General features: G+C 72.6%; 11 protein-coding genes and 1 pseudogene. 8 read left to right on the top strand and 4 right to left on the bottom strand.

What is annotated here, in order from left to right:
- Positions 1-480 precede the first annotated feature (480 nt).
- Positions 481-864 (bottom strand): hypothetical protein, encoded by a 384-nt coding sequence (locus IH09_RS22045; RefSeq protein WP_052859034.1) that lies wholly within the window; start codon positions 862-864, stop codon positions 481-483.
- A gap of 694 nt (positions 865-1,558) precedes the next feature.
- On the opposite strand from IH09_RS22045, the gene IH09_RS22040 reads away from it, so the two are divergent.
- Both IH09_RS22040 and IH09_RS40865 read left to right on the top strand, forming a co-directional pair.
- Positions 1,559-2,068, top strand: a complete 510-nt coding sequence (locus tag IH09_RS22040; RefSeq protein WP_052859032.1) for a DUF3995 domain-containing protein — start codon at positions 1,559-1,561, stop codon at positions 2,066-2,068.
- A gap of 245 nt (positions 2,069-2,313) precedes the next feature.
- A pseudogene (locus tag IH09_RS40865) lies at positions 2,314-2,445 on the top strand (IS982 family transposase); the annotation flags it as partial.
- Positions 2,446-2,456: 11 nt separating this feature from the next.
- Here IH09_RS40865 and IH09_RS22035 read toward each other — a convergent pair.
- From IH09_RS22035 to IH09_RS22025, 3 genes are all read right to left on the bottom strand, one after another.
- Positions 2,457-3,188, bottom strand: coding sequence for a DUF4097 family beta strand repeat-containing protein (locus IH09_RS22035; protein ID WP_052859029.1), 732 nt, complete (start codon positions 3,186-3,188; stop codon positions 2,457-2,459).
- Between the two features lie 345 nt (positions 3,189-3,533).
- Positions 3,534-4,553: a PP2C family protein-serine/threonine phosphatase gene (locus tag IH09_RS22030; RefSeq protein ID WP_110952499.1), complete on the bottom strand. Its 1,020-nt coding sequence runs from the start codon at positions 4,551-4,553 to the stop codon at positions 3,534-3,536.
- 640 nt (positions 4,554-5,193) lie between these two features.
- Positions 5,194-5,445: a hypothetical protein gene (locus IH09_RS22025; protein WP_381529717.1), complete on the bottom strand. Its 252-nt coding sequence runs from the start codon at positions 5,443-5,445 to the stop codon at positions 5,194-5,196.
- 203 nt (positions 5,446-5,648) lie between these two features.
- On the opposite strand from IH09_RS22025, the gene IH09_RS22020 reads away from it, so the two are divergent.
- The 6 genes from IH09_RS22020 (at position 5,649) to IH09_RS21995 (ending at position 11,698) form a co-directional block, all read left to right on the top strand.
- Positions 5,649-6,188 carry a MarR family winged helix-turn-helix transcriptional regulator gene (locus tag IH09_RS22020; protein WP_052859025.1) on the top strand — a complete coding sequence of 180 codons (540 nt, stop codon included), beginning with the start codon at positions 5,649-5,651 and terminating at the stop codon, positions 6,186-6,188.
- Between the two features lie 169 nt (positions 6,189-6,357).
- On the top strand, positions 6,358-7,074 hold the full coding sequence (locus IH09_RS22015) for an isochorismatase family protein (protein WP_052859054.1): 717 nt from the start codon (positions 6,358-6,360) through the stop codon (positions 7,072-7,074).
- Positions 7,075-7,282: 208 nt separating this feature from the next.
- The gene (locus tag IH09_RS22010; RefSeq protein ID WP_052859023.1) at positions 7,283-7,669 is read left to right on the top strand and encodes a hypothetical protein; all 387 of its coding nucleotides are present in this window, start codon (positions 7,283-7,285) and stop codon (positions 7,667-7,669) included.
- Positions 7,670-7,948: 279 nt separating this feature from the next.
- Entirely contained in the window at positions 7,949-8,482 is a 534-nt protein-coding gene (locus tag IH09_RS22005; protein WP_110952498.1) for a 2Fe-2S iron-sulfur cluster-binding protein, read from the top strand.
- A complete protein-coding gene (locus tag IH09_RS22000; RefSeq protein ID WP_052859018.1) occupies positions 8,479-9,465 on the top strand; it encodes an FAD binding domain-containing protein in 987 nt (328 codons plus the stop codon). Before IH09_RS22005 ends, IH09_RS22000 begins: the two co-directional genes overlap by 4 nt.
- A gap of 79 nt (positions 9,466-9,544) precedes the next feature.
- Positions 9,545-11,698, top strand: coding sequence for a xanthine dehydrogenase family protein molybdopterin-binding subunit (locus tag IH09_RS21995; protein ID WP_052859016.1), 2,154 nt, complete (start codon positions 9,545-9,547; stop codon positions 11,696-11,698).
- Positions 11,699-11,840 lie beyond the last annotated feature (142 nt).

Genomic DNA, 11,840 nt, shown 5'->3' with positions numbered 1-11,840 from the left:
TCCGATCCGAAAGCCGCTCGTCCGCTGACGACTTCACCTGTCCGGGCCTTGGCACACCCCACCCAACGACCCCAAACCACCAAAGTCACCGGTATTGCGTCAAGACCTGCTGTGACGACTGCTACTTCGTACTGCGGCACCTCTTGAATCACGAGGAGTACCGGTAACTGGTCGAGGAGTACGAGGAGCGCTGAGGCCCCGGTCAGGTCAGGTCGATGGCCAGGCTCCGGTACTCCGAGCCGGCGTCCCCGTGGTCGTAGCGGCCTCCGCCCGGCGGGGCCGACCTGGAGGAAGGCGAACTCCTCGTAGGTCATCTCGAAGTCCTCCTCGCGGGACGTCGCACAAACTGGCGTTGGAGGTCCGGCATGACGGGCCGACGGGGCGCGAGACCACCTTGAGGGCTTGTGGACCGGTGGGTACGTCGCAGCGGACGGCGGCAGGCCCCCGGACAGCCGGGGGCCTTTGACGTGCGTGTCGCGGTTAGCTGTGCTGGGCCGGGGCGGAAGCCGAGTGGGACGGGGGCGTGCTGGTTGGCGTCGTGTCGGCGTCGCCGGAACCGCTGAGCAGGGCCAGCAGGATGATGACGAAGACTCCGAGACCGGTGCCGGTGCCGGCCGCCACGGCGGCGGTGCGCGGGCTGATGGCTCGTCGGTGCCCGCGTACGCGGGTGCCGTCGGCTCGGTAGTAGGGGCCGACGTAGGTCGTGGGTCCGTTGTGGATCGGGCGGGGCCTTGGTGCGGGAGTGCGGCGCGGGGCGGTGGGCCGGGGTGCCGTCCGCGGGATGGCGGTGTGGGGGCGGTTCCGGCGGTAGTGGCCCTTGACGGTCGTGCCGTCGCGGCGGACGTGGGGACGAACGTAGGTCACAGGTCCTCGCTGAATGGAGAAGGGGGGCGGGTGCGGTACCCCCGGGCGGGGTCGGGTGTTCCTCGACGCAACATTCGACGGTACCGGCCGCCACTGACAATCCAACCGAGCCAACTCCTGGACTGTGCATGGTGGTTGGTGGAGGCCGGCGATTCTGGGCCGGCTGATCGCTCGGGGTGAGTCCGCCCACGGTTCAGCACCCATGGGCCCATGATCTCCAAAGCGCTGCGGGAGAGAGCCACCTGCGACGAGGACGAAGACATCCGCACAGCGGCGGGTTCGCGCTCTGGCTGCTGCCGAAGCTCTTGCGGCTGCGGGAGTGCAGACGTGATCTCGGCGATAGGCGGTGCTACCGGCCCTCCGTCGCCCGGATCAGCACAACGGCTTCTGTGTGAGCAGCGTGTGAATCTGGGGCATGAGCGATCTCGGAAGGGCGCCTGCGCATGTCAGGGCCGCAATTCGCTCTGCTGCGAGCAGGCTCGCCGGAGCCGTTTGGGCTCGCGAGTGGGAGTTGTCGCCGGCTCCCGAGGTGGGCTGCGTCTGACGGAGTCAGGCGGTGCGTGGAGGGTGTCGAGCAGTTGCTTCCGGGCGTACTGACGAGGTCAACGCTTGGCAGGTGGCGAGGTGAGGTGTCCGGCTGAGTGCGCGATCCGGTTTCTCGGCGGAGCCGGCGGCTGGGTGCCACGGCAGTGGCATGCTCCTCGCTATGGATGAAGAGCGGCGGGACAGGGCGGCGTCGGGGTGGTGGGGGCGTATCGCGAGTGCTTGGGCGGTTGCTTTTGCCGGGCTTCATTTTTACTGGGCGCTGGGCGGTAGTTGGGGTCTGAGTGTTTCGGCGGGGCCCCTGGCCGCGGAGCGCCCCGGGTGGTTCGTGGCGGTGGGCTTGTGGGGCGTGGGGTTGCTGTGCCTGGTCGGCGGTGGGCTGGGGTGGCTTCTCGGCAGGCCGTGGCCGCGTGGCCCGGCAGGGCGGGTGGTCAAGGTCCTCGGCTGGTGTGTCTGCGTCGTGCTGCTGGTGCGTGGTATCGCCGTCGAGGGGCTGCTGCTGACCGACACCGCGGGCCAGGAGATAGCTGTCAGCCCGGAGCAGCGGCTATGGACGCTGCTGCTATGGAATCCCTGGTTCCTGATCGGTGGACTCGTCTTCGGTCTGGCCGCACGGGAGTTGGGACGGGCGGAGGGCCGGAGTGGCGGAGTCGTCGTCTGATGGTGAGCCAGGGGGAAGGGGATGGGGGAAGGGGACGGGGAACGGCAGATCCGAGGCCGCGGCGTGAACGACGAGCAGGACATCCTGCTGACCGACTGACCGACTGACCGACTGACCGACTGACCGCCCGACCGCCCGACCGCCCGACCGCCCGAGCACCTCCGCCTGGCCGCCCGCCCGCGCCGTACGTGGAGATCGACGACGACCGGAGCCCAACCGGCAGAGGCCCAGGCCACCGAAGCTCACCAGCGCTCACCGGCGCCGAGCCAGTCACGCTCGTGGCCGCGCTGCCACTGACGGCGTTCCGCTCCGAAGCGCGATGGCTGCGGTACGCGAGGCAGCACCTTGCGCCGATGTTCCCGTACCTGCCGCAGCAATTGCCCCGATGTCATGCGGACTTGGCCGTGATGCCTCCGTTGCCGGTGGTCAGGTCGAGGCGGTGGGGGCCGGCCGGGTCGTGGGGGATGTCGATGTCCTTGTGGCCGAGGCCGGACTTCGCGGAGACCTGGTACCGGCCGGACGGCATGGTGAGGGCGATGGAGCCGTTGGTGGTCTGCGCGCGGACGTCCTGCGGAGTGGCCGGGGTGAGAGCGATGGCGCCGTTGGTGGTCTGTGCCTGGATGGGCCCGCCCGTCAGCCCGCGTCCGGTGATCTCGCCGTTGGAGGTCCGCACGTCGACCGTGCCGGTGACGCCGTCCAGCTCGATGCGCCCGGAGCTGGTGGTGACGTGTACGGCGCCCACCTGGGACAGGCTGACCGCGCCGGCGGAGGTCTTCCCCGTCACCGGGACGCCCGCCGGCAGGTCGACCGTATAGGTCACCGAGCAGTCCCGGCCACAGCCGCCGAGTACCAGGACGCCGTCGTCGACGTGCTGCGTCGCTCCTTCCGGCCGGTCGCCCCGGTAGGTGACCTCGCGGTGTACGGACACCTTCGTGACGTTCTTGTCGCCGCGCAGCTTCAGGCCGCCGGAGCCGGTGTCCAGCCGTACGGACGTGATCTTCTGGGACACCACCGTGTCGTCCTTGAGGACGGTCCCCGCCCACGCGCCGCATGCGGTGAGCCCGCTCGCACCGATCACGGTCAGCGTCGCGACCCCGATAAGCCGGAGATGCCTGTGCATGAATGTCCCCCCGAGGGATGCTGCGGTGACTCTGGGCCCCGTCACCTCGGGAACCGGCGCCCGACGGTGATGAGGTGACGGTGATGCGGTGACACGGTGGACGCGGTGACGAGGCTATGACAAGCCGCTTCGGCGAGACCATAGGGAAATCCCCCGTTCCCAGGGGGGTGCCACCCGGTGGATCCCTGAGCCGACCCATCGACCAATCGGCCGATCGCCCCACTCACTTACCCACCCACCGGCCTACCGGCACCCCACCGCCCCACCGGGACCGAAGCCATGCCAGGCCATGCGAGGCCAGGCCAGGTCAGACCGCGTCAGGTCAGACCAGCCCAGGCCAGCGGTTCAGCGGCGCGCCCTCCCGTACACCGTCCGGTAGCGGACCAGCAGCATCGCCGCGTCGTCGTGCAGCGGCCCGTCGGCATGCTCGACCAGGTCTTCGCGTACCGAGCGGAGCGCGGCCTCCGGGTCGGGGTCCTTGAGCAGGCTCGCGCGATCGTCGAGTGGATAGAAGCGGCCCGCCGCGTCGCGCGTCTCGGTGACGCCGTCGGTGTAGAAGAGCAGCTGGTCGCCGTGGGCGAACGGGACCTTGTAGGGGAGGGGCGGCTCGGTGCCGTGGACGGTGAGGCCGAGCGGCAGCGAACGGTCGGGCGGGGCCGCGAAGCCGACCGCGCCGGTGGGCCGGACGATCAGGGGCGCCGGATGGCCGAAGTTCAGCATCGTCGCGAACGGGCCGTCCCCGATCTCGGCGAGTACGGCCGTCACGAACCGCTCCCCGGACAGATGCCGGCTCAGCGCCCGCTCCACCCGCTCGCCGACCGCCGACAGATCCGGCTCGTCGTGCGCCGCCTCCCGGAAGGCGCCCAGCACCACCGCGGCGCTCTCCACCGCCTCCAGGCCCTTGCCCTGGACGTCCCCGACGATGATCCGTACCCCGCTGGGCGAGGTCACCACCTCGCACAGATCACCGCCGATCCGGGCCTCGGCCACCGCGGAGGTGTACGAGACCGCGATCCGCAGCGGCCCCATGCCGCGTGGCACCGGGCGCAGCAGCACACGCTGGGCGACCTCGGCGATGGACCGGACACTGGCCAGCTCCGCCTCGCGCCGCTGCCGCATCACCGCGGCCGCCACACCGGCCACGGTGACCCCGACCACCGACAGCAGTGCGGTCAGTCCGCGGCGGCTCTCGAACAGGTCGTTGTACATCCCCAGGCCGACGCAGAGCAGGCACGCGGCCAGCCCGATCATGGCCGTCCGCCGCCAGCCGCCGACCAGTCCGGCGAACGCGGGCCCCAGGGACACCAGCGGCAGAAAGCCGACACCCGGTCCGGCGGTCAGGTCCACGGCGCTGACCACGGCCATGACCGTGTACGGAAACGCGGACAGCACACGGGAGCCGGTACGCCGCTCCCCGTTCTCCACGGCCAAGGTGTACTCCGTCGGTGTCGCGAGGGGTGATCGGGCAATTCGCGGGCGGGCGGGCGGACGGAGCGGGGGCCGGTGAGGCGGCGGTCGGACGGGGCGGAGGCCGGCCGAAGGGGCGGTCGGGCGAGCCGGCGGGTAACGGGGCCGTCGGCTGTCGGTGCGCGCGCCCGCCGTCGGCCCCGGTCCGAGCATAGGCAACAGCCGCCGGGTCGAATTACCTCGATTGCGTCGTTGTTACCGAATCGCAGTGGGGTGCGGCAGGCCGCGGCGCTCGCCGCTGATCTCTGCGGACCCATGTCACGGCGTCCGAGGCGCCGGCCGGAGAGCGGTCCGGTATCCGGCTACGTCACCGGTTATCCGCCTGCGTACGGCTCACCGACGGTGCCGGATTCGCCGGGCCGCCGGCCGCCGCGGCGCCAGCCGGAGAGGTCGTCGCGGCGCCGGAGCGGTCGTCGCTGTGGCGGAGCGCACGGGCCGGTAGGTCGGGAGCGCCGGTAGCTCGCGTGAGAACGGGTGGGTCAGGAAGGAGCCGGTGGGTCGGAGGAGTACCCGCGAGTCTCGGAGGAGCACCCGTGAGTCAGGGCAGATGGGCGTGGGCCACGTTTACCCGGCCGGGGCGCAGAATACGGATCGGGCCGCGGTTGCAGGCGGGGCAATCGGCACGGGTCAGCGGGGAGGCGACCCGGACGCCGTGGGCGTAGTAGTCGGCCTTCCGGTGCCCCGACAGATCCGTGGAGTGGCGGATCTCGTACTCCTCTTCCCACCCGTGCCCGCAGTGCAGACAGACGAACGCATACGCCTCGTGAACGGTCTCGGTGTCCCTGTTCATGGTCACCAGCTCTCCACCGGGGCCCGACGTATCCGCGCCGGGACCAGATCCGTGCCGCACTTCCAGTATCCCACCGCGCCATCGATACCGCCGGTGGTGCGCGGGCGTGAAGTACGGGGTGCGCGGCGTCGTACGGCGGCGGTGATCCCTAACGACCGGGCCCGCCACCAGGGGTAATTCGGCCGCCAGGTATAAAGGGCGGCATGGGGCACGATGCGAACCGCCGTCCACGGCCGTCCGGGACGGTCGTCCCCGGCGAGAATCTCGACCACGACGTCGAGGAGGTCATCGCCGCCGTGCTGACCGCCTCCCGACTGCTGGTCGCCATATCGGCCCGCGCCCTCGCCGACAGCGATCCCACCCTCACGCTGCCCCAACTCCGGGCCCTCGTGGTGCTGGAGAGCCAGGGGCCGGTCAAACTCGTCGCGCTGGCCACGGCGTTGGGCGTCAACCCGTCCACCGCGATGCGGATGGTCGACCGGCTGGAGGCCGTCGGCAAGGTCGACCGGCAGGCCAACCCCGACAACCGCCGGGAGGTCGTCCTGCGGCTGACGGCGAAGGGCCGCCGCCTCGTCGACACGGTGCTCGACCACCGGCACGCCGAGATCGCCGCGGTCGTGTCCCGGTTGCCGGTCGAACAGCGCGCCGGACTCGTCGCCTCGCTCCGCGCGCTCACCGACGCCGCGGGCGAACCCGCCATCGGCCCGAGCCCGCCACCCCCGCCCGAGAAGACCGCACCGTAGCGGCAGCGGCGGCAGCCGGATCGTCCCCTGAGACGGTTTCTGTCCTGCTGTACCCCGCGCCCATCCCGCATGGCCGGAATCCGTCGCGGGCGGTGACCAGCGGGCGTTCGTGCGGAAGGTCCCGTACGCGAGATCTCGTACACAAGATCTCGTACGCAAAATGGTGGGCATGACCGAGAAATCGATCCACCCTGAGAATTCGATCAGCCCCAGGCACCCGATACACCCCGTCGAAGCTCTCCTCGTCGTCGATGTCCAGGTGGCCTTCGTCTCCGGTGACGAGGCGGTGCCGCATGCGGCGCGGGTGCTCGACCGGAGCCGCGATCTGCTCGACCGGGCCCGTGCCGCCGGGGCCCTGATCGTCCACCTCCAGAACGACGGGCCGCCCGGAGCCGTCGACGAACCGGGGACGCCCGGCTGGGAACTCCGGCTGCCCGTCGTGCCCGGCCCCCGGGAGAAGGTGGTGCGCAAGACGGACGACGACGGCTTCGTGGACACACCGCTGGGCGACCTGCTGACCGGGGCCGGTGTCGAGGCGCTCGCCGTCTGCGGTGTGCTCTCAGAGATGTGCGTCAGCGCGACTGCCCGCGCCGCTCTGGTACGCGGTTTCCGGGTCGTCCTGCCGCATCACGCGCACGCCACCTACGACATTCCGGCCGCGCCCGGTATCAGCGAGGTGGTCCCGGCCGCCATGTCGTCACGGGCCGCCGAATGGGCCCTCGGCGACGAGATCGAGATCGTGGCCCGGTCCGCCGAGGTCACCTTTGCCGATGTCGCTTCTCCCGTCCCGCCCGAGCAGCCCGCGCCGACGCTGCCGTCGCCCGCCGCCGATGCGTCCCGCCGGTCCGGTCTGCCGGACGGGAGCCGCCCTGCGCCGTTTGCCTGATCCGGGCCGCCCGGTGCGCGATACCCGGCCAACCCGCGGCAGCCGCCCGGTGCCGGGCCGTTCCGATGCGCCCGTTCGCCCCATTCGCCCCATTCGCCCCACTCGTCCGGGCCTCGGGTCGCACGCGACGGGCCGCGGGGAGAGCCTGGAACCGACCGGCTCCGAGTGGCAGGGCCCCGCAGTGGGGCTCCGAAAGGCAGGCCCCACAGTGAACAGCGCGGAAGAGGCGGCACATGAGCGGCACGCGTCGGCCGAGGTCGTGGTGGAGGTCAGCGGCTGCGCGACGGCGGATGCGCACGCCGTCTTCAGCGCGTTGCGCACCTCCTTCGTCTCCGACCGGGCGGCGGACGACGTGCCCGAGGAGATGGCCGGGCCGCGGGCCACCGTGTGGACCTCGACCTTCGACGTGACCGACGTACGGGCGGCGGCCGAGCCGCGGCCGCTGACCGCACCGCTGACCGTCAATCTCCAGGGCGGCTACTGGGCCGTGGACCGGCTGTGCGAAAGCCTGCGGACCGCGTTCGCGGTGCGGGTGCTCGGCACGGCCGCCGGCGACCAGGAGGAGGAGGTCCAGCTGCTGCTGGAGACCCGGTAGCCGGGGCGGGCGGCAGTCCCGAGTCGATCTCGCCTCGGTCGGCGCGACCGGCCGGCCGCCGCCGACCGGGGCGAAGGGCCCCACAGGGCCGCCCCACAGACCGACAGCGACCGCCCCACACCGAACCGAGCGATCCGGACCGAGTCGACCCGAACCGAGCCGCCCCACCTCGACCCGAACCCCGCCCCACACCGAACCGAAAGGCGTGAGCGAGTGGAGTCCTCCCCCCAGCCGGCGGCCGCCGCCCGAACGACCGCGGCGACCGCCGAGCGCTCCGACATGGTTCTGCACGTCAACGGCGTGCCGTACCCGCTGACCCTGGACCATCGGACGACGGTCCTGGACGCGCTGCGTGAACACCTCGATCTCACCGGCGCCAAGAAGGGCTGCGACCACGGCCAGTGCGGCGCCTGCACGGTGCTCGTCGACGGCCGGCGGGCCAACAGCTGCCTGCTGCTGGCCGTGGCGCAGAACGGCCGTCGGATCACCACCGTCGAGGGCCTCGCCGAGGGCGACCGGCTGCATCCGCTGCAGGAAGCCTTCCTCGACCGGGACGCCTTCCAGTGCGGTTACTGCACCCCGGGGCAGCTCTGCTCGGCCGTCGGACTGCTGGCGGAGGCGGCGGACGGCTTCCCGTCGTCCGTCACACCGGACACCGCGGCCCCCGGCGCGCCGGTGCCGCTCACCGCGGACGAGATCCGGGAGCGGATGAGCGGCAATCTCTGCCGATGCGGCGCCTACCCCCGCATCGTCGACGCGGTCGGCGACGTCCGGGACGGCGGCATCCGGACCGGTCAGGACGTGGCGTCGTGAAACCGTTCGGCTATCTGCGGGCCGCGAGCGTCGAGGAGGCCGTCCGGGCCGGCGCCGCGCAGCCCGGGGCCAAGTTCCTCGGCGGCGGCACCAATCTCGTCGATCTGATGAAGCTCGGGGTGGAGGAGCCGCCGCTGCTCGTCGACGTGAGCGGGCTGCCGCTCGACCGGATCGAGGAGCTGCCGGACGGCGGGCTGCGGATCGGCGCGACCGTCCGCAACAGCGAGCTGGCGGCGGCCGTCGCGGTGCGCGAGCGCTACCCCGTCCTGTCGCAGGCGTTGCTGTCCGGTGCCTCCGGGCAGCTGCGGAACACCGCCACCACCGGCGGGAACCTGGTGCAGCGGACCCGCTGCACCTACTTCCAGGACATCTCCAAACCGTGCAACAAACGTGCGCCGGGCACCGGTTGCCCCGCCCGCGACGGTGCCCATCGCGATCTCGCCGTACTGGGCCACTCCGCGCACTGCGTCGCCACCCAGCCGTCGGACCTGGCCGTCGCCCTCGCCGCCCTCGACGCCACCGCTCACCTGCACGGCCCCGACGGGGAACGCGAGGTGCCGGTGACCGAGTTCCACCGGCTGCCCGGTGAGCACCCCGAACAGGACACCGTGCTCCGGCCGGGCGAACTGATCACCGCGGTCCGGCTGCCACCGGACCGCCCCGGTGCGCACTCCCGCTACCGCAAGGCCCGCGACCGCGCCTCGTTCGCCTTCGCCCTGGTCTCCGTCGGCGCCGTACTGGAGGTGCGGGGCGGCGCGGTCCGGTACGCGGCGCTGGCGTTCGGCGGGCTCGCGCACCGGCCGTGGCGGGCCCGTGCCGCGGAAGAGGTGCTGCGCGGCGCCCCCGCCACCGCGGACACCTTCGCCCGCGCCGCCGACGCCGAACTCGCCGCCGCCCGGCCACTGCGCGAGAACGGTTTCAAGATCACCCTCGCCCGCAACCTCGCCATCGACGCGCTGACCGACCTCGCGGCCCGCACCTGACCCGACGCGGCGCGGCACGTACGTCCCCTCCGTACGTCCCCGTCGCCACCGCCCGCAGGACGACCCAAGGACGCCCGCCATGAGCCAAGATCCACTCCCGTCGGCGAACCCGGGCCCGACGGCCACCCGGAGCGCCCCGGCCTCCCCGGCGGGTGCCTCGGTCGCCCGCCGGGAAGGCCGGGAGAAGGTCACCGGTACCGCCCGCTACGCGGCCGAACACACCCCGCCGGGCTGCGCCTACGCCTGGCCGGTGCCCGCCACCATCTGCCGCGGCCGGGTTCTCGCCTTCGACACCCGGGCGGCGCTCGCCCTGCCCGGCGCGTGCACGGTGCTGACCCACGAGAACGCGCCCTGCCTGGCACCACCCGACGATCCGGCACTGGAACTCCTCCAGAACGACCGCGTCCCGCACCACGGCTGGTACGTCGCGCTCGCCGTCGCCGACACCCTCGAAGCCGCCCGCGCCGTCGCCGCGGCCGTCCGCGTCACGTACGAGACCGAGACGCACGACGTACGGCTCACCGCGGGGCATCCGCACCTCTACACCCCGGAGAGCGTCAACGGCGGCTACCCCGCCATCAGCGAACGCGGCGACTTCGAGGGGGCGTTCGCCGCAGCGCCCGCCACCCTCGACGCGACGTACGCCGTGCCCCCGCTGCACAACCACCCGATGGAACCGCACGCCGCCACCGCCCGCTGGAAGGACGGCCACCTGACCGTCCACGACTCCAGCCAGGGCGCGACCCTCGTACGTGACGAACTCGCCGCCCTGTTCGGGCTCGGGAAGGACGAGGTCACCGTCGTCTCCGAGCACGTCGGCGGCGGTTTCGGCTGCAAGGGGACGCCCCGCCCGCAGGCCGTACTGGCCGCGATGGCCGCGCGGTACACCGGGCGGCCCGTCAAGCTGGCCCTGCCGCGCCGCCAGCTCGCGGCGGTCGTCGGCCACCGCGCGCCCACCCTCCAGCGGGTACGGCTGGGCGCGACCCACGACGGCGTCCTCACCGCCCTGGCGCACGAGGTCGCCACCCACACCTCCACCGTCAAGGAGTTCGTCGAGCAGGCCGCCGTCCCCGCCCGCGTGATGTACGCCGCGCCGCACAGCCGCACCGGGCACCGCGTCGTCGCCCTGGACGTGCCGAGCCCGTCGTGGATGCGCGCACCGGGGGAGGCCCCCGGGATGTTCGCCCTGGAGTCGGCCGTCGACGAACTCGCCGTCCTCCTGGACATCGACCCCATCGACCTGCGGGTACGCAATGAACCCGGCACCGAGCCGGACAGCGGCCGGCCCTTCAGCAGCCGGCATCTCGTCGACTGCCTCCAGGACGGCGCCCGCCGCTTCGGCTGGCTGCCCCGCGACCCGCGCCCGGCCGTCCGCCGCGCGGGCGGCCTGCTGGTGGGGACCGGTGTCGCCGCGGCCACCTACCCCGTCTACCTCGGCGGCTCCGACGCCGAGGCACACGCCGACGCCGACGGCGGCTACCGCGTGCGGGTGAACGCCACCGACATCGGCACCGGGGCCCGCACCGTCCTCACCCAGATCGCCGCCGCCGCGCTCGGCGTGCCCGAGAGCCGGATCCGCATCGAGATCGGCAGCAGCGACCTGCCGGACGCCCCCGTGGCGGGCGGCTCCGCGGGCACCGGCTCCTGGGGCTGGGCCGTCCACAAGGCGTGTACGGCACTCGCCGGGCGGCTGCGCGACCTCGACGGCCCGCTCCCGGCCGACGGCGTGACGGAGACCGCGGACACCCGGCAGGAGAACGCCGAACCGTCCCCCTACGCCCGGCACGCCTTCGGCGCCCACTTCGCCGAGGTCCGGGTCGACACCGTCACCGGCACCGTCCGGGTACACCGCCTGCTGGGCGTGTTCGCGGCCGGCCACATCCTCAACCCCCGCACCGCGCGCTCCCAGTTCATCGGCGGTATGACCATGGGGCTGGGCATGGCGCTGACGGAGGGCAGCACCCTGGACCCCGCCTTCGGCGACTTCACCCCGAACGACCTGGCCGGCTACCACGTACCGGTCTGCGCCGACGTCCCCGCCATCGAGGCGTACTGGATCGACGAGGACGATCCGCACCTCAACCCCATGGGCACCAAGGGCATCGGTGAGATCGGCATCGTCGGCACCGCGGCAGCCATCGCCAACGCCGTACGGCACGCCACCGGCGTACGCCTGCGCGACCTCCCCCTCACCCCGGACAAGCTCCTGCCCCATCTGGCCCGGCTGTCCTAGGAGCCCCGTCCGCCCGTCGTGACCGATCACGTATCGCGGGCCCTCGGCGCCGGCGAGCTCCCGCGTGCGCTTGGCATGCCCGTGGTGACGCGACCGCCGCTGCGCAGTGTGCCGGGCACGGAGGCGCGGCCGGCCCCCGGAC

The sequence above is a fragment of the Streptomyces celluloflavus genome, assembly GCA_000720995.1.
GTDB lineage: Bacteria > Actinomycetota > Actinomycetes > Streptomycetales > Streptomycetaceae > Streptomyces > Streptomyces celluloflavus.
The sequence above is the reverse complement of the archived record's forward strand: the minus strand, read 5'-3'. Positions and strand labels throughout refer to the sequence as shown.

Excerpts from the sequence above, each read along its gene's own strand:
- IH09_RS22025 (WP_381529717.1), bottom strand. The coding sequence starts at position 5,445 with ATGAACAGGGACACCGAGACCGTTCACGAGGCGTATGCGTTCGTCTGT.
- IH09_RS22030 (WP_110952499.1), bottom strand. The coding sequence starts at position 4,553 with ATGGCCGTGGTCAGCGCCGTGGACCTGACCGCCGGACCGGGTGTCGGC.
- IH09_RS22015 (WP_052859054.1), top strand. The coding sequence starts at position 6,358 with ATGACCGAGAAATCGATCCACCCTGAGAATTCGATCAGCCCCAGGCAC.
- IH09_RS21995 (WP_052859016.1), top strand. The coding sequence starts at position 9,545 with ATGAGCCAAGATCCACTCCCGTCGGCGAACCCGGGCCCGACGGCCACC.
- IH09_RS22020 (WP_052859025.1), top strand. The coding sequence starts at position 5,649 with ATGGGGCACGATGCGAACCGCCGTCCACGGCCGTCCGGGACGGTCGTC.
- IH09_RS22040 (WP_052859032.1), top strand. The coding sequence starts at position 1,559 with ATGCTCCTCGCTATGGATGAAGAGCGGCGGGACAGGGCGGCGTCGGGG.
- IH09_RS22005 (WP_110952498.1), top strand. The coding sequence starts at position 7,949 with ATGGTTCTGCACGTCAACGGCGTGCCGTACCCGCTGACCCTGGACCAT.
- IH09_RS22035 (WP_052859029.1), bottom strand. The coding sequence starts at position 3,188 with ATGCACAGGCATCTCCGGCTTATCGGGGTCGCGACGCTGACCGTGATC.